Genomic DNA, 21233 nt, shown 5'->3' on the forward strand with positions numbered 1-21233 from the left:
CGCGGGTTAACCTCGAATGGCCCAGAAGGCCAGGCTCAGGCCGGGGAACTCACCGGCGACGTAGAAGGCAAAGCCACCCGAGTGCTGCAACTGCTTCCAGTGCTCGCTGCCCCGGTCGAGCTCGAAGTAGGTGGAGCCGGCATGGAACGGAATCTGCCGTGGCGCCACCGGCAACGGCAGCAGGCCGATGCCCGGCAGTTGCAGGTTGACCAGGTCGCGGATGTGCTCCACCGAACCGATCTTGCTCTGTTGGCCGAAGCGGCTGCGCAGGGTCTCGCTGGGGACGTCGGCGCGCACCACCAGGATGAAGCTGGCGCTGTCGAGCAGGCTGCGGTCGGCGAGCATGCCGACGTGGATGCCGTAGGCCTTCTCGACGATGGGAATGGCCACCGCCTTGCTGTCGATCAGGGTCGACAAGGCTTCGCGCAAGGCGGCCATCACCGGCGCGAAGGTCGCCGCCAGGTCGTCGTGCTGATAGACCGGGAAGCTGTGCGGGCGCCGGCCATCGCGGGTGAAAGTGGCGAACTCGCCGGCCAGCGCCACCAGCTCGCTGTACAGCCGCTCGGGGTGCAGCGGGCTCAGCTGGTTGAAGTGCTCGACCAGCGGCTGGGCGCGGTTGACCAGTTGCAGCAGCATGAAATCGGCAATCTCCGACGCGCCGCCATTGGCCGAGGCGACCACCCTGCCAGCCAGTGCTTCGCCACGCTGGTGCAACAGGCCCAGCAACTCGCCGCAGAAACCGGAAAGCTGCTGGCTGGCCGCCACGTCGAGTACCGGCGGGATGTAGCTGTCATCCACCACCAGCGCGCGGTCGGCGCGTTTTTCGCGGATGCGCAGCATGCCGAGGGCGGCGTAGTCGCTCAGGCCATCCTCGCTGCGCAACAGGCGCAGGGCGCGGCTGCCGAGGGCCAGCGGGGCACGGTTTTCGAACGGCGCGTTGTCGTCACGCACTTCGCTGACCCGGCTGATGTAGCGGGCGCCAGCCACCGCCTCGCCTTCGTCGACGGTGTCGCGGGCCCCGGCCCGCTTGAGCGGCAGCCCCAGGTAAAGCACGCCGTCGCGCAGCTCGTCGGGCACTTCCAGCGGTGCCGGCGGCAGGTCGTCGCGAGGGATGTCGAACGGCGTGCCGTCGGGCAGCAAGCCGCGGGCGCTGAGAATCGCCACCTTGCCCTGGGCCAGCAGGCCCTGGTCGAGCAGCAGCTCGGAGAAGCCCCAGGCGGCTACGTTCAACGGGCGGCTGCGGGTATCGACCAAGTGTTCGAGGTAGCGATCATGCTGTTGGAAGTGCTGGGTCGTGATGAACATGCCTTCCGACCAGACCACGCGATTGTTCCAGGACATGGGGACTCCGATTGCCTAGCGGGCAGGTTCAGGTTGGGGGGTGGCCACGGCGCTGCGCACGGCGCGCACATCGAGGCTGATCTGATAGTCGCGCGGCGGCACTGGCAGCACGCTGCGCCACTGGGCCTGGTCGATCTCGCGATAGCCGACCACCAGGCCGACCTGGCGAGTGGCGGGATCGAGCGGGCGTTCGAGGCGCAGTTGCCCGCCCGGCTGCAACAGCACTTCGTCCTGGTCGATCAGGTCGGCGCCGAGGGTGGCCTGGGCGCGCTCGGCCAATGCGAAGTAATCGGCACGGGCGAAGGCCGCGCTGTTCTTCAGCTCGTACAGGCGCACCCGTACCGGCGCAGGCGTGCCGCCAGGGCCCGGGTTGAGCCCGGCGGCGGCACTGAAATACAGGGTCACCGCCGGGCTGGCCGGAGCCTTGTCGGCGACGGGGGCAACGGCCTCGTCCTTGCTGCAGGCACCGAGCAGCAGCAGGCTCAGGGCCGCGACCAGTCGTATTGCTTTCATCCTTGTCCTCATGACGTACGGTGGTCTTCCCGGGCGTGCTCAGCTACGTGGCGAACGGCTGCTGTGGGCCTCGTAGGCGCGGGCGAATTCGCGGCCGAACAGCTCCTGGAAATCATCTTCGGCTTCGCGGGAGATTTGCCCGTAAAGCTCGGTGAACTGCTGCCAGCAGTGCGCCTGGCGCGAGCCGCCGAACAGCTTGGCCAGCCCGGCCGCAGGGGCCAGGCGCTGCTCCAGGCGCGCCGGCTGGAAACAGCCGAGCAGGTGCTTGATCGCCGCCTGCACGCCCGCCATCACCGCCAGCTGGTGGGCGCGCAAGTCATCGAAGCTCTCGCGCACGGCCTGGTCCGGCGCCAGGAACGCCTGGTTACCGTGACGCAGCAACAGCAGCAAGGCCTCGTCGGCATTGGGGGCGAATTTCAATGGGTTGTTCTGCACCGGGGCGATGGTCGTCTGCTGCATGCGAAACTCGCCCTTCAGGCTGCTGCGCGCCCGCAGTACGTCGATCAGGCCTTCGACCATCAAGCGGTAGCTGCGGCCGATGGCCTCCATTTGGGCGGCGGCATCGGCGGCGTCGATGCGCAGGTGCTCGATACCAGCGCCACGCAGGAAGGCCTGCAGCAATGCGTCGCTGGTCGCGGCCGCTACAGCTGCAACGGGCGCTGGCGCGACCGCTGCACTCGCCGCCGGCTGTGCAGGAACTGCCGGTGCCGCTGGCACCGCTGGCGCTGTCGGTAGCGGTGGCAAGGTCGCGGCTGGCGCCTGTGCCGGGGTCGAGCCAAGCAGGTCCCAGTCTTCCGGGATCATCCCCGGCGCTGCAGCGGCGGCCGGCGCAGCCGGGATCACCGGGGTTGGCGGACGAAAGTCGTGCTGCTGGGCCGGTACATGGTCGGGCTGGCTGACTGGCGGCACGCTCGCGGGGCCGAGGAAGTCGAACAGGTCAGGCAGCGTGTCGTGGTTCGACGCGCCTTGCAGGAATGCAGCCGGCGCACCGGAAATCGCCGGGGCGGGGACTACCGGAGCCGCTACCTGGTTGGCCATCAGCGCTTCGAAACTGTGCGCCTGGGGTTCGCCATCGAGGCTGCCGGGCAAGCTCGCGTCGATGCGCGCCTGAATTTCGTATTCACCGATGCGGATAACTTCGCCATCCATCAGCGGTTCACTGTTACCGCGACGCAGGCGAATACCGGCGCGAACTAATTCCACACCGTTCGTACTGTCATCGGTTAGATAATACCGCCCGTCCTTGAACTGGATCATGCAATGCCTGGCCGATACCAACCGCTCCGGGTCGGGAAGTACCCAGTCGTTGTCCGCCGAACGGCCAAGCGTGATGGCACCGGTTTCCAGCCGCATCTCCGGGCATTGCCCCGGGGTAATCTTGTGGTAACTGGTGATAGTTAGGCAAAGTGCCATCATGCCTCCTTGCATCCGTTTTAAACGTCGATCCGTCCATTCGAGCTATTTTCCGCAGCCACTCAAATATTGCTGCACCCCTTGATTATCGGGGGTCTCGCGCAAAGCACCGACTATACGACGGGTATGCAACGCCGCTGCCGAGGCCAGCCGAAGGGAACCGGACGAGTGGTGCTCGGTTACTGCCAACGAAGTCACAAGTGACACTCGGGGGCGCGTAGCTTACCTTGACACTCGCGAATAAATAAACCATAAATGCGCAACTTCGAAGTGCCAAAACAATATCATTGTGATATCACGCCGGCACTCTTTGGAAAGTTTGTGCGCCAGTTCACACTTGCAACTTCGCACAACAACACGCCCTCACCAAGGGCCGATAGGGAGATCGAATTCTGGTGAACGCATCGCCGTTGCTCGCCGCTGTTTCCGCTGACTTCCCCTGCGGCGATGACCTCGAATATGACGCCGAGTTTCTGCAACTGGAGCGTGACGCCCAGGGCCGCCCCGAGCGCGTCATGGGCGATGCCATCCAGCCTGCCGAACCGCCACAGTGGCGCGATATCGAGCAAGCCAGCACGGCCTTGCTGCAACGCAGCAAGGACCTGCGCATTACCCATTTCCTGCTGCAGGCCAACCTGGCCCTGCACGGCCTGCCGGGGCTGGCCGCCAGCCTGGAGCTGATCCGCGACCTGCTCGGCGAGTATTGGCTGCACCTGCACCCGCAACTGGACGCCGCTGACGACAACGACCCCACGGTACGCGTCAATGCCCTGGCCGGCCTCACCTGCGATACCAATATCGCGCTGCTGCGCGATGCCGTGCTGGTGCGTTCGCGCGCCTTCGGCCCGGTCACCCTGCGCGCGGCCCTGCACGCCGCAGGCGTACAGCATTTTGCCAGCGAACAGCTCAGCGCCGAGGAACTGGCCGCCGCCCTGCGTGACGCTGACGCCGACCAGGTGCAACAGTGCCAGGAGGCGCTGCGGCTGGCCCGCGAGGCGGTGGACGCCATCGAAAGCCGGGTCAACGACCAGGTCGGCTCGGAGCGTGGCATCGACCTGTCGGCCCTGCGCCAGCCGCTGCGCCAGGTGCAGCAGGTGCTGGCTGACTACTGCCCCGACGGTGCCGGCCCGGCCGCGCAAGCCGTTGACGCACCGCCCGCCGAGCACGATGACCCGCAGCCGCTGATCGCCAGTGCCACCCCGACCGCACGGCCCGCTGCCCGCCCTGGCGAAGTCAACAGCCGCGAAGACGTGCAGCAGAGCCTTGACCGCCTGCTGCAGTACTACGCCCGCCACGAGCCATCGAGCCCGCTGCCGGTGCTGCTGCACCGGGCGAAGAAACTGGTCAATGCCGATTTCGCAACCATTGTTCGCGACCTGATCCCCGATGGCTGGTCGCAATTCGAGAACCTGCGCGGCCCCGAGGACAACTGACGTCCTCGGCCCGCATCAACACCGACGCCCGCAACGAACAGCGCCGCCACACCGGCGACCAGGAGGAACAACGTGGCGAAAGACAGCTCCCAGAAATTCATCGCGCGCAACCGTGCGCCACGGGTGCAGATCGAATATGACGTCGAACTCTACGGCGCCGAGAAGAAAGTCCAGTTGCCGTTCGTCATGGGCGTGCTTTCGGACCTCGCCGGCAAGCCGGCCGAGCCGCTGCCAGCAGTGGCCGAGCGCAAGTTCCTGGAAATCGACGTCGACAACTTCGACTCGCGCCTGAAGGCGATGAAGCCCCGCGTGGCCTTCAACGTGCCCAACGAACTGACCGGCGAAGGCAACCTGAGCCTGGACATTACCTTCGAGAGCATGGACGACTTCAGCCCGGCCGCCGTGGCACGCAAGGTCGATGCCCTGAACCAGCTGCTGGAGGCCCGCACCCAGTTGGCCAACCTGCTGACCTACATGGACGGCAAGACCGGTGCCGAGGACATCATCCTCAAGGCGATCAAGGACCCGGCCCTGCTGCAGGCCCTGGCCAGCGCGCCGAAACCCGCCGACAACGAGCCCAAGGCCTGAGGAGACAGCCCATGAACGATCCACTGCGCGACGCCCAGGCCCAGCCGGCCGCAGCCACCCAGGACCCGAGCGAGTTCGCCAACCTGCTGCTGCAGGAATTCAAACCCAAGACCGAACGTGCCAAGGAAGCGGTCGAAAGCGCCGTGCGTACCCTGGCCGAGCAGGCCCTGGCGCAGACCAACCTGGTGTCCAACGATGCCATTGGCTCGATCGAGCAGATCATTGCCGCCATCGACGCCAAGCTGACTGCCCAGGTCAACCAGATCATCCATCACAACGACTTCCAGCAGCTGGAAAGCGCCTGGCGCGGCCTGCACTACCTGGTCAACAACACCGAGAGCGACGAGCAACTGAAGATCCGTGTGCTCAACGTCTCGAAGACCGACCTGCACAAGACCTTGAAGAAATTCAAGGGCACCGCCTGGGACCAGAGCCCGATCTTCAAGAAGCTGTACGAGGAAGAATACGGCCAGTTCGGCGGCGAACCCTACGGCTGCCTGGTCGGCGACTACTACTTCGACCAGTCGCCACCCGACGTCGAGCTGCTGGGCGAGATGTCGAAGATCTGCGCCTCGATGCACGCGCCGTTCATTGCCGCTGCCTCGCCGACCGTGATGGGCATGGGCTCGTGGCAGGAACTGAGCAACCCGCGCGACCTGACCAAGATCTTCACCACCCCGGAATACGCTGGCTGGCGCTCGCTGCGTGAGTCCGAAGACTCGCGCTACATCGGCCTGACCATGCCGCGCTTCCTGGCACGCCTGCCGTACGGCGCCAAGACCGACCCGGTCGAGGCGTTCGCCTTCGAAGAAGACACCGATGGCGCCGACAGCAGCAAGTACACCTGGGCCAACGCCGCCTATGCCATGGCGGTGAACATCAACCGCTCGTTCAAGTACTACGGCTGGTGCTCGCGCATCCGTGGCGTGGAGTCGGGTGGCGAGGTGCAGGGCCTGCCGGCGCACACCTTCCCCACCGACGACGGTGGCGTGGACATGAAGTGCCCGACCGAAATCGCCATTTCCGACCGCCGCGAAGCAGAGCTGGCCAAGAATGGCTTCATGCCGCTGCTGCACAAGAAGAACACCGACTTCGCCGCCTTCATCGGCGCCCAGTCGCTGCAGAAGCCGGCCGAGTACGACGACCCGGACGCCACCGCCAACGCCAACCTGGCCGCGCGCCTGCCGTACCTGTTCGCCACCTGCCGCTTCGCGCACTACCTGAAGTGCATCGTTCGCGACAAGATCGGCTCGTTCAAGGAAAAGGACGAGATGCAGCGTTGGCTGCAGGACTGGATCCTCAACTACGTCGACGGCGACCCGGCGCACTCCACCGAGACCACCAAGGCCCAGCACCCGCTGGCCGCAGCCGAGGTCGTGGTCGAGGACGTCGAAGGCAACCCGGGTTACTACAACTCGCGCTTCTACCTGCGCCCGCACTACCAGCTCGAAGGGCTGACCGTGTCGCTGCGCCTGGTGTCGAAGCTGCCTTCGGCCAAGGGTGCCTGACCCACTTTGGGGCCGCTCTGCGGCCCTTTCGCGACGCGCGGCCGCTCCTGCACAGTGGGCCGATGTCGTGTGTTGAGTGAGAGACCGACGCAGCTTCTGCAGGAGCGGCATGGCGTCGCGACAGGGCTGCGCAGCAGCCCCAACTGCAGCAAACCGCCAACCTGACGCGTAATACCGAGGACATCATGGCTGTAGATATTTTCATCAAGATCGGCGACATCAAGGGCGAGTCCCACGACAAGGGCCACAAGGACGAAATCGACGTGCTCAACTGGAGCTGGGGCATGTCCCAGTCCGGCAACATGCACATGGGTAGCGGTGGCGGTTCGGGCAAGGTCAACATCCAGGACCTGTCGATCACCAAGTACATCGACAAGTCGACCCCCAACCTGATGGCCCACTGCTCCAGCGGCAAGCACATCGACAAGGTCAAGCTGACCGTGCGCAAGGCCGGCGGCGAGAGCCAGGTCGAGTACCTGATCATCAACCTCGAAGAGGTCATCATCAGCTCGCTGAGCACCGGTGGCTCGGGCAGCGACGACCGCCTGACCGAGAACGTGACCCTGAACTTCGCCAAGGTCACCGTCGACTATCAGCCGCAGAAAGCCGACGGCACCAAGGAAGGCGGCCCGATCAAGTACGGCTGGAACATCCGTTCCAACGTCAAGATCTGACCGACCGCGCCTGCGCCGCCTTGGCTGGCGCGGGCGCCTTCCCCTACTCTCACCCGCTCACGGTGAAACCCATGGCCAAGCCTTCTTTCATCAACCTCTGGAATGCCTACCCAACCGACTCCTCGCCTTGCGACGGCGGCTGGGACAACCAGTGCGCCATTCGCATGAGCATCGCGCTCAATGGCGAACACACCATCAAGGTGAATGCCGGCACCTACAGCGAACCCCGCTGTGCCCATGGCCATGCCCGGGGCGCCGAGTCGCTGGCCAACTGGCTGTGGAAGCACCATCTCGGTGCCCCGCTGCAACTGAGTGGCAGCGCAAGCGACCGCCTCAAGCTCAGCGACAAGCGCGGCATCATCTTCTTCAAGGATTGTTTTGCCCGTGCCGGGCAGGCCTTCGACAACCGTACCGGCGATCACATCGACCTGTGGGACCGAGGCCGGGTCACGGGCTATTTCGCCGACCAGGCGCATCGTTCCAAGGCCGTCTGGTTCTGGGAGCTGAAATGAACCGTGTGTGCAAAGCCCTGCCGGCCCTGCTGGTCGCGTTCGCCCTGAATGCCTGTGCACAGGCCCCTGCTCCGTCGTCGAGCGTGGCGCCTGAAGTAACCCTTGGCGGCAAGCAGCTGGCGCTGGTAAACCACCAGGGCCGCTGCGCGCTGCGCCAGGCCGATGCCTCGCTGCTGCAGCTGGACATGCCCTGGCCCTGCCAGCTCAGCCCCGAGCGCGCCAGCGGCAAGCCGCGCGTGGAGCAGTTCAATGGCGCGCAGATCATCATTGTCAGCCATGTGCAGCCAGACCCGTCGCAGCCCGGCCGTTGCGCTAGCCAGTACCAGGCCGTGCGCCAGCTGGGCGAGCGCCTGGAGCCTTCCATCGTGGCCCATGGCGGCAGCTGTGCGAACGGCCCTGTAGACCAGAAGAACTTCGTGGGGCTGTTCGAGTGGTAGCCGATATTGCCGCCCGCGACCGTCTGCAGCCCTCGCTGCTGGACCGTCTGACCGACGACGACCCGGGCAACCCGCAGGAGGCCCCGGACAAACGCGTGCTCAGCCTGCACCAGCTCAAGGCCTCGGTACTGCGCGACCTTGCCTGGTTGCTCAACACCACCTCGCTGCTGGACAGCGCCGCCACCCTGGGCACCCCGGCCGGTGCGTCGGTGATCAACTACGGCCTGCCGGCACTGGCCGGCAACAGCGCCTCGAACATCGACCTGGCCGCCCTGGAGCGCATCATCCACCAGGCCATCGCCACCTACGAGCCACGTATTCTCGCCCATACCCTCAAGGTGCGTGCCCAGGCCGCCCCCGGCGAGATGAATGCCAACGCCCTGAGTTTCGAGATCGAGGGCGACCTGTGGGCCCAGCCGGCGGCCTTGCCGTTGCTGCTGCAAACCGAGGTGGACCTGGAGTCCGGCCACGTACGCGTGGCCCCGGCCGAACGCCGGAGGCGTGCATGAACCCGCGCCTGCTCGAGCTGTACAACCAGGAACTGCAGCACATTCGCGAAAGCGCCGCGGAGTTCGCCAGGGAGTACCCGAAGATCGCCGGGCGCCTGACGCTGTCCGGGATCGAGTGTGCTGACCCTTACGTCGAGCGCCTGCTCGAAGGCTTCGCCTACCTTACCGCGCGGGTGCAGCTGAAGCTGGACGCCGAGTACCCGACCTTCACCCACAACCTGCTGGAAATCGCCTACCCGCACTACCTGGCGCCGACCCCGTCGATGACCGTGGTGCAACTGCAGACCGACCCCGACGAGGGCTCGCTGGCGGCCGGTTTCCGCCTGCCGCGCGACAGCGTGCTGCGCGCCAACCTGGGGCGCAACTCGCAAACCCCGTGCGAGTTCCGCAGCACCCAGGACGTGACCCTGTGGCCCTTGCAGGTGGCCCGCGCCGAGTACTTCGGCAACCCCGGCGCGGTGCTCGGGCGCCTGGCCGGCAGCGTGCCACAGGCCCGCGCCGGCCTGCGCCTGACCCTGCGCAGTGGCGCCGAGCTGCCGTTCTGCAGCTTGCCGCTCAGCCATTTGCCGCTGTACCTCAACGGCGCCGACGAGACGCCGTTCCGCCTCTACGAGCAACTGCTGGGCAGCGCCTGCGCGGTGTTCGTGCGCCAACCTGGCGCCGACTGGGTAGAACGCATTCCCGTCGAACAGGCGCTGCGCCCGTGTGGCTTCGACGACCGCGAAGCAGCGTTGCCGGTGGTGCCCCAGGCCTTCCAGGGCTACCGCCTGCTGCAGGAATACTTCGCCCTGCCGCAGCGCTTTCTGTTCGTCGATTTCGCCGGGCTGGAGCGGGCGGTCCAGCGCTGCACCGGGCAGACCCTGGAAGTGCTGGTGTTGTTCGAGCGTTTCGAGCAGAGCCTGGAGAGCAGCGTCGGTGCCGACCAGTTCGTGCCGTTCTGCACCCCGGCGATCAACCTGTTCCCGCGGCGGGTCGACCGCCTGCACCTGACCGACCGGGTGCACGAACACCACGTGATCGCCGACCGTACCCGGCCCACCGATTTCGAGATCCATTCGCTGCAGCGCGTTACCGGCCACGGCACCGGCCCGGACCAGGAATTCCTGCCGTTCTACGCCGTGCGCGACCCGTCGCGCTATGGCCGCGACCAGGCCTACTACATCGTGCGCCGCGAGCCGCGCGTGTTGTCCAGCGACCAGCGCCGCAACGGTACGCGCTCCAGCTACATGGGCAGCGAGACGTTCATCAGCCTGGTCGACGGCCAGCAGGCGCCCTACCGCCACGACCTGCGCCAGCTCGGTATCAGCGCCCTGTGCAGCAACCGCGACCTGCCCCTGTTCATGAACGTTGGCGACGGGCGCAGCGACTTCAGCCTGGCCGACAGCGCACCGGTCGCTGGTGTGCGTTGCCTGGCCGGCCCCAGCCGGCCCAAGGCCAGCCATGCCCATGACAACCGTGCCTGGCGCCTGATCAGCCAGCTGTCGCTGAACTACCTGTCGCTGGCCGAGCACGGCCAGGGCGCCGCCGCCCTGCGCGAATTGCTGCGCCTGTATGGCGACCCGCAGGACAGCGCGCTGAACCTGCAGATCGACGGCCTGCGCGAGGTCAGCAGCAAACCCTGCACGCGGCGCCTGCCGATGCCCGGGCCGATCGTTTTCGGGCGGGGCCTGGAGATCACCCTGACCTTCGACGAAAACGCCTTCCGCGGCACTGGCGTGTTCCTGCTCGGCGCGGTGTTCGAACGCTTCCTGACCCGCTATGTGTCGATCAACAGCTTCACCGAAACGGTACTGCGCACCAGTGAACGTGGCGAGATCATGCGCTGGGCGGCCAAACCGGGGCGCAGGCCGACCTTATGAATACCTTGCAGGCCATGCAGGACGAGCCCTGGGCGTACGACTTCTTCCAGGCGCTGCGCCGCCTCGAGGCGCAGTACCCCGAGCTGCCACGCTTCGGCCATTCGCTGCGCCTGGCCGACGAGCCGGTGCGCCTGGGCCAGCGCCTGGACTGCGGGTTCGCCCCGGCGACCCTGGCCTCGGTCAGCGCCGACGGCGAGCAGCCGGCGCGCCTGGAGCAGTTCTTCTTCGGCCTCGGTGGCCCCAATGGGCCGTTGCCGCTGCACCTCACCGAATACATGCGCGAGCGCCAGCGCAACCATGCCGACGCCACCAGCAAGGCGTTTCTCGATGTGTTCCATCACCGCCTGCTGAGCCTGTTCTACCGCGCCTGGGCCGAAGCGCGCCCGACGGTCAGCCACGATCGCCCGGGCGACGACTACTGGGCCGCGCGCCTGGCCGCGCTCAGTGGCCGTGGCCAGCCGGAACTGCAGGGCCAGGGCGCGCTGGCCGACACCGCCAAACTGCACTGGTCCGGCCACCTGAGCGCGCAAACCCGCTACCCGGACGGCCTGTGCAGCATCCTGGCCGGGTATTTCGGCGTGCCGGTGCGCCTGGAAGAATACGTCGGCCAGTGGCTTGAACTGCCCGAACGCAGCCAGCTCGGCGTGCGCGCCAACCGCCTGGGCGTGGACCTGTGCCTGGGCCGCTACGTCTGGGACCGCCAGCACAAGTTCCGGCTGTGCCTCGGCCCGCTCAGCCTCGACCAGTACCACGCCCTGCTGCCTGGCGGGCAGGCCTTCGTCGAGCTGGCGGCATGGGTCGCCGAATACCTGGGCCAGGAACTGGACTGGGATCTCAACCTGATCCTCGCGCAGGACCAGGTACCTGCGCTGCAACTCAATGCCGGCCAACGCCTGGGTTTCGATACCTGGCTCGGCCACCCTCCGCACGATGCACGCGACCTGAAGCTGGCCCGCTACTATGCCGACCAGCCGGCCGCCGCCCACCACACAAGGAACCAGGACCATGGGTGAAATCAGCCGCGCCGCGCTGTTCGGCAAACTCAACAGCATTGCCTACAAGGCCATCGAGGCCGCCACGGTGTTCTGCAAGCTGCGGGGCAACCCCTATGTCGAACTGGTGCACTGGTTGCACCAGTTGCTGCAACTGCAGGACAGCGACCTGCACCGCATCGTGCGCCAGTTCGATGTCGAGCCGGCGCGCCTGGCGCGCGACCTGACCGACGCCCTGGACCGGCTGCCACGCGGTTCGACCTCGATCACCGACCTGTCCTCGCAGGTTGAAGAGGCGGTCGAACGCGGCTGGGTATACGGCAGCCTGATGTTCGGTGAAAGCCAGGTGCGCAGCGGCTACCTGCTGGTCGGCATCCTCAAGACTCCGAGCCTGCGCCATGCCTTGCTGGGGCTGTCGAGCGAGTTCGCCAAGCTCAAGGTCGAGGCGTTGAGCGAACGCTTCAGTGAATACGTCGGCGACTCGCCGGAAAACCATCTGGGCGCCACCGACGGCTTCAGTGCCGCGCAGCCTGGCGAAGCCAGCGGCGCCGTGGCGCCGGCAGCGATGGGCAAGCAGGAAGCGCTCAAGCGCTTTACCGTCGACCTGACCGAACAGGCCCGCAGCGGCAAGCTCGACCCGATCGTCGGCCGTGACGAGGAGATCCGCCAACTGGTCGATATCCTCATGCGCCGTCGGCAGAACAACCCGATCCTCACCGGTGAGGCCGGTGTCGGCAAGACCGCCGTGGTCGAAGGCTTCGCCTTGCGCATCGTCGCCGGCGACGTGCCCCCGGCGCTCAAGGATGTCGAGCTGCGCAGCCTGGACGTCGGCCTGCTGCAGGCCGGCGCCAGCATGAAGGGCGAGTTCGAACAGCGCCTGCGCCAGGTAATCGAGGATGTGCAGGCCTCGCCCAAGCCGATCATCCTGTTCATTGATGAAGCCCATACCCTGGTCGGTGCCGGTGGCGCCGCCGGTACCGGCGATGCAGCCAACCTGCTCAAGCCGGCACTCGCCCGTGGCAGCCTGCGCACGGTGGCGGCAACCACCTGGGCCGAGTACAAGAAGCACATCGAGAAAGACCCGGCCCTGACCCGCCGCTTCCAGGTGGTGCAGGTGGACGAGCCGAGCGAAGCCAAGGCCCTGCTGATGATGCGTGGGGTGGCCTCGACCATGGAACAGCACCATCAGGTGCAGATCCTCGACGAAGCCCTCGAGGCCGCGGTCAAGCTGTCGCACCGTTACATCCCGGCGCGCCAGCTGCCGGACAAGTCGGTGAGCCTGCTCGATACCGCCTGCGCACGCGTGGCCATCAGCCTGCACGCGGTGCCGGCCGAGGTCGACGACAGCCGCCGCCGCATCGAGGCGCTGGAAGTCGAGCAGGCGATCATCGCCCGTGAAGCCGCCATTGGCGTGCCCACCGGGCAGCGCCAGGCCCAGGCCGACAGCCAGCTGGCCGAGGAGCGTCAACGCCTGGCCGCCCTGGAAAGCCGCTGGGCCGAGGAGAAGGCCCTGGTCGACCAACTGCTGGCCACCCGCGCCCAATTGCGCGAGCAAGCCGGGGTGGTCGACCAGGACGCTGCGCTGCCAGGCAACCCTGAGCTGCGCGAAACGCTGGCCGACCTGCAGCAGCGCCTGGGCGCCCTGCAAGGCGAGAACCCGTTGATCCTGCCGACCGTGGACTACCAGGCCGTCGCCTCGGTGGTGGCCGACTGGACCGGGATTCCGGTGGGGCGCATGGCGCGCAACGAGATCGAGACCGTGCTCAACCTCGACAGCCTGCTGGCCAAGCGCATCATCGGCCAGGACCATGCGCTGGGCATGATCGCCAAGCGCATCCAGACCTCCCGTGCCGGCCTCGACAACCCGAACAAACCGATTGGCGTGTTCATGCTCGCCGGTACCTCCGGGGTGGGCAAGACCGAAACCGCGCTGGCCCTGGCCGAGGCGTTGTACGGCGGTGAGCAGAACCTGATCACCATCAACATGAGCGAGTTCCAGGAGGCGCACACCGTCTCGACCCTCAAGGGCGCCCCGCCCGGCTACGTCGGTTACGGCGAAGGCGGCGTGCTGACCGAGGCCGTGCGCCGTCGGCCGTACAGCGTGGTGCTGCTGGACGAGGTGGAAAAGGCCCACCCGGACGTGCACGAGATCTTCTTCCAGGTGTTCGACAAGGGGGTGATGGAGGATGGCGAAGGCCGTCAGATCGACTTCCGCAATACCCTGATCCTGCTCACCACCAACGCCGGCACCGAACTGATCGCGCGCACCTGCAGCGACCCGCAGGCCCTGCCCGACCCGGAGGCGGTGGCCAGCCAGCTGCGCAAGCCGCTGCTGGACATCTTCCCGCCGGCGCTGCTCGGGCGCCTGGTGACCATCCCCTACTACCCGCTCAGCGACGCCATGCTCAAGGCCATCACCCGCCTGCAGCTGGAGCGCATCCGCAAGCGCGTGGAAGGCACGCACAAGGTCGGCTTTGCCTACGACGACGAGGTGGTGGAGCTGATCGTCTCGCGCTGTACCGAAACCGAAAGCGGTGGCCGCATGATCGACGCCATCCTCACCAACGGCCTGCTGCCGGACATGAGCCGCGAGTTCCTCACCCGCATGCTCGAAGGCAAGCCGCTGGCCAGTGTGCGCATCAGCCGCCGCGACAATGACTTGCACTATGACTTCGGCGCAGCCGACTGACAGGACCGACCATGCTGTTCACGCAGTTCACGCGCCTGGCGCAGATCAACAGCCCGTTGGGGCCGGACAAGCTGATCCTGGCCGAAATGGGCGGCAGCGACGAGCTCGGCCGCCTGTTCGACTATGAGCTGCAGCTGACCAGCGACGACCCGGCCATCGACCTCAATGCCCTGCTGGGCAAGCCGATGAGCCTGAGCGTGCAGCTGAGCCTCGGCACCTCACGCTACTTCCACGGCATCGTCGCCCGCTGCAGCCAGTCGGTGGACCAGGGCCAGTTCGCCAGCTACCGGGTCACCCTGCGGCCGTGGCTGTGGCTGCTGACCCGCACCAGCGACTGCCGCATCTTCCAGCACCTGAGCGCGCCGCAGATCATCAAGCAGGTGTTCCGCGACCTGGGCTTTTCCGACTTCGAGGATGCCCTCAGCCGTAGCTACCGCGAACGCGAATACTGCGTGCAGTACCGCGAGACCAGCTTCGACTTCGTCAGCCGGCTGATGGAAGAGGAAGGCATCTACTACTTCTTCCGCCATGAAGCGCAGCGCCACGTGCTGGTGCTGGCCGATGCCTACGGCGCGCACCCGCAGATGCCTGGCTACGAAAGCGTGCCCTACTACCCGCCGGACGGGCAGCACCGCGAGCGTGACCACATCAACGACTGGCACCTGGCCCAGGAAGTGCAGCCAGGGTCGCTGGAGCTCAACGACTATGACTTCCAGCGCCCCAGCGCGCGCATCGACGTGCGCTCGGCCATGCCGCGCCCGCACCAGGCCGGTGACTACCCGTTGTACGACTACCCCGGCGCCTACCAGCAAAGCCAGGACGGCGAGCACTACGCGCGCACGCGCCTGGAGTCGCTGCAGAGCCTGCACGAGCGGGTCGAGCTGCGCGGCAATGCCCGCGGCCTGGGCAGCGGCCACCTGTTCAGCCTCAGCGGTTTCACCCGCCAGGACCAGAACCGCGAATACCTGATCGTCGGCGCACGCTACTACGTGCACCAGGAGCGCCTGGAAAGCGGCACCGGCAGCGGCGCCGCGCAGTTCGAGAGCAACCTCAGCTGCATCGACGCCCAGCAGAGTTTCCGCCCGCAGGGCAGCACCGTGCGGCCGATCGTCAAGGGCCCGCAGACCGCCGTGGTGGTCGGCCCCGCTGGCGAGGAGATCTGGACCGACCAGTATGGCCGGGTGAAGGTGCACTTCCACTGGGACCGCCACGACCAGTCCAACGAGAACAGCTCGTGCTGGATCCGCGTATCGCAGGCCTGGGCGGGCAAGAACTGGGGCTCGATGCAGATCCCGCGGATTGGCCAGGAGGTGATCGTCAGCTTCCTCGAAGGCGACCCCGACCGGCCGATCATCACTGGCCGCGTGTACAACGCCGAACAGAGCGTGCCCTACGACCTGCCCGCCAATGCCACGCAAAGCGGCATGAAGAGCCGTTCGAGCAAGGGCGGCAGCCCGGCCAACTTCAATGAAATCCGCATGGAAGACAAGAAAGGCGCCGAGCAGTTGTACATCCATGCCGAGCGCAACCTGGACACCGTGGTCGAGCAGTGCGAGACACTGGCCGTCGGCATCAACCGCACCCAGACGGTGGGCATGCTGGAAACCATCACCATCGGCCAGGACCGCATCCGTGCCGTGCGCCGCGACGACATGTTGCTGGTCGGCGCCAGCAAGACCGACAGCGTCAGCACCAGCTACCTGATCGAGGTCGGCGAAAACCTGCGGCTGGTCTGTGGCAAGAGCGTGATCGAGCTCAACGCCAGCGGCCAGATCAACATCAGCTGCGAGCAGTTCAGCTTCCATGCCAAGCAGAACGGCGAGATCAATACCGACGGCACCCTCGACCTGAACGTCGGCAGCGGTGCGCAGACCGCACCCGACAACCAGGGTGTGAAAAAGACCATCGACGACTCGGTGAAGGCGATCTTCTCCGGCTCCGACCAGTAACGAGACCTGTCATGAGTTATCGCGTCAACGAATTCCGCCTGGCCCTGCCCGATGCCGCCGTGCAGGACAGCAGCATCAACATCCTGCGCTTCGAGGCCCTGGCTACCTCGCTGATCATCAGCCGCAGCCTGCTGGCCGAGGGCGAGACCCTGCAGAGCAATTTCGACGGCCAGTTGCAGCGCCTGCAGCAACAGGTCAAGGACCTGCGCATGCAGCCCGCCCAGGCCGTGCAGGTGGGTGCCGACCAGGCGATCGCCGCCATCGAGCTGAGCAGCCAGTTCAGCAAGGGCCAGGAAAAGGTCCACCAGTACCAGCTGGCCCTGGTGCTGCCGGGCACGCGCAAGATGTTTGCCCTGAGCTACGTCAAGGCCAGCCCGCTGGGCGCGGCCGAAGCAGCGCACTGGGCAGCCATCAAGCAGTCGCTCGACTTCGACAACCTGGGCTGAGCCTGAGCCATGTCCGACGCTTTGTGGGCCGCCCGCGAAGGCGACGCGCTGATGCACACCTCGATATTGGCCGACATTGTCGGGGGGGTGCTGGAAATCGCCGCCACCGTGGCCATCGGTGCCCTGGCCACCGCCGCCGTGGCTGCGGCATTCGGCCTGACCGTGGCCACCGGCGGCCTGGGCTGCTTCGTGCTGGGCGCGGTGGTCGGCCTGGTGGTCGGCGTGGTCATGGCCAAGACCGGTGCCGATACGGGCTTGAGCCGATTATGCGAGGGCATCGGCAACTTCCTGTTCCCGCCATCGGTGCAGGCCACCATCATCAGTGGCTCGTCGGACACCCGCACCAACGGCAAGCGCGCGGCGCGCGCTGCCGGCGTCGTCACTGGCCCGCCGGCAGCGCTGGAGCAAGCCGGCGCGGAAGGCGCCGAGGCCCAGGAGGAAAGCTTCCTGGACATGGCCAAGGGCTTCTTCTCGCAGATGTGGCGGCCGACCGTGGCCACGCCCGCTGCCAATACCTTGCCGGTACCGGACGACAAGGTCCTGTGCAGCAAGCACCCGCCGATGCCACCGCAGTACCTGGCCGAGGGTTCCAGCAAGGTGCTGATCAACGGCCACCCGGCCTGCCGCAGCGGTGACCGCAGCACCTGCGAAGCGGTGATCGTCGATGGCGGCCTGGTGTCGAACAACGTGCGCATCGGCGGCGAACCGATCGTGGTGCGCGAGATTCGCAGCGGCAAGACGCCCGGCATCGGCCTGGCGGTGACCGCATTGATGCTGCTGCGCGGGCGTGGCGGCAAGTTCTACAGCAAGTTCGGCTGCATGTTGGTGGGCGGCGTGAGCAGCGTGGTTACCGGCCAGGTGACCAGCGCCCTCACCCAGGCCATGGCCGGTTCGCCCAACCCGGTCCATGCGGCTACCGGCGGCAAGGTCCTGTGTGGCGAGGAAGACCTCGACTTCACCGTGCAGGCCACTTTGCCGATCGCCTGGCAACGCTTCTACAACAGCCACGACGAACGTGTCGATGGCCTGTTTGGCGCAGGCTGGAGCGTGCCCTACGAAGTTTCGGTGCAGGTCGATGCAGGCGACCGCCTGGTGTTGGTCGACGAGCAGGCGCGCCGGGTGGACATGGGCATCATTACCCTGGGCGATGCGGTGTTCAGCGTCGGCGAAGGGCTGAGCGTACGCCGAGCGCACAACGGCGAACTGCTGACCGAAAGCCGCGAAGGCGAGTATCGGCTGTTCCAGCCAACCCCGGGGCGGCCCGATCGACTGCGCCTGAGCCAGATCGGCGATCGCAATGACAACCGCATCTATCTGGACTACGACCAGCAGGGCCGCCTCTGCCAGTTGCGCGACACCTTCGACCAGGTGCGCGTCAGCCTGGGCTACAGCGAGCAATGGCCACAGCGGGTGAGCCACATCGACTTGCACGCGGCGAGCGGCGAATCGCAACGCCTGGCCAGCTATGGCTACGACGCCAACGGTGACCTCGCTCAGGTACAGGATGGCGCAGGCCAGGCGCTGCGCAGCTTCGCCTACGACGCTGCCCGACGCATGATCGAACACCGTACTGGCGGCGGCCTGTGTTGCTACTACGCGTGGGCGCAGCATGAGGACGGCTGGCGGGTGGCGCGGCACTGGACCAACGGCGGCGACAGCTACGCCTTCGAATACGATGTCGCCGCCGGCATCACCCGGGTGACCGACAGCCTTGGCCGCGTTGCCGTGCGCCACTGGAACCAGCAGTACCAGATCACCGCCTATACCGATGCCCTTGAGCGCACCTGGCGCTTCGAATGGAATGACGAGCGCCAGCTGCTCGCGGCCAGCGACCCCATGGATGGCCGCTGGCAGTTTTTCTACGATGAGTCGGGCAACCTTGCCGAGACCGTCGACCCGCTGGGGCGTAGCGAGTCGACCGAATGGCTGGAACACTGGTCGCTGCCGCGCAGCCAGACGGACCCGGCAGGGCAGCGCTGGACCTTCGCCTATGACCAACGGGGCAACTGCACGCGCCAGACCGACCCGTTGGGCCAGCACACCCGCTATCGCCATGACAGCCAGGGCAACCCTGTCGAAATCATCGATGCCAACGGTTCCAGCCGCCACCTGCGCTGGAACGAACGGGGCCTGCTGGTCGAACAGCGGGACTGCTCCGGCTACCTGACCCGCCTCGCCTACGACCCCTTGGGCCATCTGCAATCGATTACCGACGCCCAGGGCGAGCGCACCGACTACCGGCATGACGACAAAGGCCGCTTGCGCAGCGTGACCTTGCCCGATGGCCGCAGCGAAACATTCGCCCTCGATGCCAGCGGCCTATTGGCCCAGCACATCGACACGGCAGGACACGTTACCCAATACCGGCGTAACCGCCGCGGCCAGTTGCAGCTGCGCATCGATGCGCTCGGTCGACAAGTCCGCTACCACCATGACGACTATGGGCGCCTGCTCGCGCTGTACAACGAAAATGGCGAGGCCTACGGTTTCGAATGGGATGCAGGCGACCGGCTGATCGCCGAGCGCGATCTGGACGGTGGCCTGCGGCGCTACCAGTACGACCCGCTGGACAATCTTGTCCAGGTCACCTTCCTGCCTGCGCCGGGCAGCGACGAGGCACCCATCATTCACCGCATGGCCTATGACGCAGGCGGCCGCCTGCTGACCCGCCATACCGATGAGGGACGCACCGACTACTGCAACGACCCACTGGACAACGTGGTTGCGATCCGTCGTACCACTGTGGATGGCCAGGTCGAGGAACTGGGCTTCGCCTTCGATGCGCTGGGCCAGTTGCTCGAGGAACACAGCGCGCAGGGCAGCGTGCAGTACCAGTATGACCCGCTCGGCAATCTCACCCGCACGCGAGTACCCGACGGCCGCTGGATCAACCGCCTGTACTACGGCAGCGGGCACCTGCACCAGATCAACCTCGATGGCCAGGCGGTGTGCGATTTCGAGCGTGACCGTGTTCACCGGGAGACGCTGCGCCTGCAGGGCAACCTGGCGATTCAACGCCAGTACGACCGTGGCGGACGCCTGCGCACCCTGCTCCGGCGCCCGGCAGCGCAGCCCAGCCGGCTGCCGGCGCCAGACCAGCAGCGGTACCAGTTCGACGCCGCCGACCAACTGGCCGTACGCGAGGTGCAGCACCCCGGCAATGGGTATCTGCAGGCTTATCAGCATGATGGCTGCGGCCATGTCCTGGGCCGTCAGGACAGCCCCGCCGGCCAGCGCGAAGCGTTCCGCTACGACCCGGCCGGAAACCTGCTCGACCCGCTGGCGGCAGGCGCCGGGCTGGTCCGGCACAACCGCGTGCTCACTTTCGAGGACAAGCGCTATCGCTACGATGGCTTCGGTCGCCTGGTAGAAAAGCGCAGCCGCCGACGCGGTACCCAGCATTTTCGCTACGACGCAGAGCACCGGCTGGTCCAGGTGCGCAACCTGCAACCTGGGCGGGAACGCATCATCGACATGCGCTACGACCCGATGGGGCGGCGCACCGAGAAGATCGAATCGACGCTCGACGGCCAAGTGGTTGGCCGCACCCTCTTCAACTGGAGTGGCCTGCGCCTGCTCGGCGAGCAGCACAATGGCCGGCAGGCGTTGTACCTGTACGAAGACGATGGCCATGAACCGCTGGCCCGGGTGGATGGCCAGGGCGCTCATCAGCAGGTGCTGCATTACCACAATGACATCAATGGCCTGCCGGAACAGTTGAGCGATGACACCGGCGAGGTCGTGTGGTCGGCGCGCTACCTGAGCTGGGGTGCAAGCTGGGATGAACAGCGGGCCAGCCGTCTGCCGGAAGATCAGAACCTGCGCTTCCAGGGCCAGTACCTGGACCGCGAAACCGGCCTGCATTACAACCTGTTCCGCTTCTACGACCCGGAGATAGGCCGCTTTACCCAGCCAGACCCAATTGGTTTGGCCGGTGGTTTGAACCTTTACGAGTATGCACCGAACCCATTCACGTGGATTGACCCGTGGGGGCTGCTCAAGGAAGGCGAAACCGCAGGCTATGGTGCCAAGGCGCACCGAGGCGATGGCCTTGAAGCCCATGAAATTCTGCGTAACAAGTTCTTGCAAGATGCCGGTCTGGCACCGAAAAACCGCAGGATGCGTGGCAACCCTTCGATTGCCCTGACGCCCAAGCATCATGACCAGGTGCATGCCGCAGAGAACCGGTTGCGCAAGGCAATGGGCCTCAAGCCCAACCAGATGCTCAAGAGCGGCAAGCTTGAGATCCGCCTGATGTCCAAGGCCATCTACCAATCGCTGGTGACTCAGGGAGATGTCACAATCCAACAACTCAGAACGGCCCGGCGCTACGCCAAGTCGTTCGCCAAAAGCAAAGGGTGTTACTAGCC

The 21233-nt window shown here is 66.3% G+C and carries 16 protein-coding genes; 13 read left to right on the top strand and 3 right to left on the bottom strand.

Annotated features, from left to right (window positions below; translation table 11 throughout):
- Positions 1 to 6: 6 nt before the first annotated feature.
- From tssK to tagH, 3 genes are read right to left on the bottom strand one after another with little or no spacing between them, the layout of a single operon-like run.
- On the bottom strand, positions 7 to 1341 hold the full coding sequence (tssK, locus tag ACJA3S_RS19615) for a type VI secretion system baseplate subunit TssK (RefSeq protein WP_406819686.1): 1335 nt from the start codon (positions 1339 to 1341) through the stop codon (positions 7 to 9).
- Positions 1342 to 1356: 15 nt separating this feature from the next.
- Complete coding sequence (gene tssJ / locus ACJA3S_RS19620) at positions 1357 to 1854, bottom strand: type VI secretion system lipoprotein TssJ (protein WP_406819687.1); 498 nt, start codon at positions 1852 to 1854, stop codon at positions 1357 to 1359.
- 39 nt (positions 1855 to 1893) lie between these two features.
- Positions 1894 to 3267 (bottom strand): type VI secretion system-associated FHA domain protein TagH, encoded by a 1374-nt coding sequence (tagH, locus tag ACJA3S_RS19625; protein ID WP_406819688.1) that lies wholly within the window; start codon positions 3265 to 3267, stop codon positions 1894 to 1896.
- A 395-nt stretch (positions 3268 to 3662) separates the two neighbouring features.
- On the opposite strand from tagH, the gene tssA reads away from it, so the two are divergent.
- The 13 genes from tssA (at position 3663) to ACJA3S_RS19690 (ending at position 21231) form a co-directional block, all read left to right on the top strand.
- On the top strand, positions 3663 to 4700 hold the full coding sequence (gene tssA / locus ACJA3S_RS19630) for a type VI secretion system protein TssA (protein ID WP_406819689.1): 1038 nt from the start codon (positions 3663 to 3665) through the stop codon (positions 4698 to 4700).
- A 72-nt stretch (positions 4701 to 4772) separates the two neighbouring features.
- Complete coding sequence (gene tssB / locus ACJA3S_RS19635) at positions 4773 to 5288, top strand: type VI secretion system contractile sheath small subunit (RefSeq protein ID WP_133331716.1); 516 nt, start codon at positions 4773 to 4775, stop codon at positions 5286 to 5288.
- 11 nt (positions 5289 to 5299) lie between these two features.
- On the top strand, positions 5300 to 6796 hold the full coding sequence (gene tssC / locus ACJA3S_RS19640; RefSeq protein WP_170031687.1) for a type VI secretion system contractile sheath large subunit: 1497 nt from the start codon (positions 5300 to 5302) through the stop codon (positions 6794 to 6796).
- A gap of 185 nt (positions 6797 to 6981) precedes the next feature.
- Entirely contained in the window at positions 6982 to 7470 is a 489-nt protein-coding gene (locus tag ACJA3S_RS19645) for a type VI secretion system tube protein Hcp (protein ID WP_200627376.1), read from the top strand.
- Positions 7471 to 7541: 71 nt separating this feature from the next.
- Positions 7542 to 7982 carry a type VI secretion system amidase effector protein Tae4 gene (locus tag ACJA3S_RS19650; protein WP_170031693.1) on the top strand — a complete coding sequence of 147 codons (441 nt, stop codon included), beginning with the start codon at positions 7542 to 7544 and terminating at the stop codon, positions 7980 to 7982.
- Positions 7979 to 8419, top strand: a complete 441-nt coding sequence (locus ACJA3S_RS19655; protein ID WP_406819690.1) for a hypothetical protein — start codon at positions 7979 to 7981, stop codon at positions 8417 to 8419. Before ACJA3S_RS19650 ends, ACJA3S_RS19655 begins: the two co-directional genes overlap by 4 nt.
- Positions 8413 to 8928: a type VI secretion system baseplate subunit TssE gene (gene tssE, locus ACJA3S_RS19660; protein WP_170031699.1), complete on the top strand. Its 516-nt coding sequence runs from the start codon at positions 8413 to 8415 to the stop codon at positions 8926 to 8928. Before ACJA3S_RS19655 ends, tssE begins: the two co-directional genes overlap by 7 nt.
- Positions 8925 to 10787, top strand: a complete 1863-nt coding sequence (gene tssF, locus ACJA3S_RS19665) for a type VI secretion system baseplate subunit TssF (protein ID WP_406819691.1) — start codon at positions 8925 to 8927, stop codon at positions 10785 to 10787. Before tssE ends, tssF begins: the two co-directional genes overlap by 4 nt.
- Entirely contained in the window at positions 10784 to 11800 is a 1017-nt protein-coding gene (tssG, locus tag ACJA3S_RS19670; protein ID WP_200627371.1) for a type VI secretion system baseplate subunit TssG, read from the top strand. The genes tssF and tssG overlap by 4 nt, the downstream gene beginning before the upstream one ends.
- Complete coding sequence (tssH, locus tag ACJA3S_RS19675) at positions 11793 to 14468, top strand: type VI secretion system ATPase TssH (RefSeq protein WP_406819692.1); 2676 nt, start codon at positions 11793 to 11795, stop codon at positions 14466 to 14468. Before tssG ends, tssH begins: the two co-directional genes overlap by 8 nt.
- 11 nt (positions 14469 to 14479) lie before the next feature.
- Positions 14480 to 16417: a type VI secretion system tip protein VgrG gene (locus tag ACJA3S_RS19680; RefSeq protein WP_170031711.1), complete on the top strand. Its 1938-nt coding sequence runs from the start codon at positions 14480 to 14482 to the stop codon at positions 16415 to 16417.
- Positions 16418 to 16428: 11 nt separating this feature from the next.
- Positions 16429 to 16863, top strand: coding sequence for a DcrB-related protein (locus tag ACJA3S_RS19685; protein ID WP_170031714.1), 435 nt, complete (start codon positions 16429 to 16431; stop codon positions 16861 to 16863).
- Between the two features lie 9 nt (positions 16864 to 16872).
- Complete coding sequence (locus ACJA3S_RS19690) at positions 16873 to 21231, top strand: RHS repeat-associated core domain-containing protein (protein ID WP_406819693.1); 4359 nt, start codon at positions 16873 to 16875, stop codon at positions 21229 to 21231.
- Positions 21232 to 21233 lie beyond the last annotated feature (2 nt).

The sequence above is a fragment of the Pseudomonas sp. KnCO4 genome, assembly GCF_045344305.1.
Classification (GTDB): Bacteria; Pseudomonadota; Gammaproteobacteria; order Pseudomonadales; family Pseudomonadaceae; genus Aquipseudomonas; species Aquipseudomonas anuradhapurensis.

What these genes read in the sequence shown, in the direction of transcription:
- ACJA3S_RS19685 (WP_170031714.1), top strand. Translation starts at nt 16,429, where the DNA reads ATGAGTTATCGCGTCAACGAATTCCGCCTGGCCCTGCCCGATGCCGCC.
- tssC (WP_170031687.1), top strand. Translation starts at nt 5,300, where the DNA reads ATGAACGATCCACTGCGCGACGCCCAGGCCCAGCCGGCCGCAGCCACC.
- tssJ (WP_406819687.1), bottom strand. Translation starts at nt 1,854, where the DNA reads ATGAAAGCAATACGACTGGTCGCGGCCCTGAGCCTGCTGCTGCTCGGT.
- tssH (WP_406819692.1), top strand. Translation starts at nt 11,793, where the DNA reads ATGGGTGAAATCAGCCGCGCCGCGCTGTTCGGCAAACTCAACAGCATT.
- tssK (WP_406819686.1), bottom strand. Translation starts at nt 1,341, where the DNA reads ATGTCCTGGAACAATCGCGTGGTCTGGTCGGAAGGCATGTTCATCACG.
- ACJA3S_RS19655 (WP_406819690.1), top strand. Translation starts at nt 7,979, where the DNA reads ATGAACCGTGTGTGCAAAGCCCTGCCGGCCCTGCTGGTCGCGTTCGCC.
- ACJA3S_RS19645 (WP_200627376.1), top strand. Translation starts at nt 6,982, where the DNA reads ATGGCTGTAGATATTTTCATCAAGATCGGCGACATCAAGGGCGAGTCC.
- tagH (WP_406819688.1), bottom strand. Translation starts at nt 3,267, where the DNA reads ATGGCACTTTGCCTAACTATCACCAGTTACCACAAGATTACCCCGGGG.
- ACJA3S_RS19650 (WP_170031693.1), top strand. Translation starts at nt 7,542, where the DNA reads ATGGCCAAGCCTTCTTTCATCAACCTCTGGAATGCCTACCCAACCGAC.
- tssF (WP_406819691.1), top strand. Translation starts at nt 8,925, where the DNA reads ATGAACCCGCGCCTGCTCGAGCTGTACAACCAGGAACTGCAGCACATT.
- tssG (WP_200627371.1), top strand. Translation starts at nt 10,784, where the DNA reads ATGAATACCTTGCAGGCCATGCAGGACGAGCCCTGGGCGTACGACTTC.
- ACJA3S_RS19680 (WP_170031711.1), top strand. Translation starts at nt 14,480, where the DNA reads ATGCTGTTCACGCAGTTCACGCGCCTGGCGCAGATCAACAGCCCGTTG.
- ACJA3S_RS19690 (WP_406819693.1), top strand. Translation starts at nt 16,873, where the DNA reads ATGTCCGACGCTTTGTGGGCCGCCCGCGAAGGCGACGCGCTGATGCAC.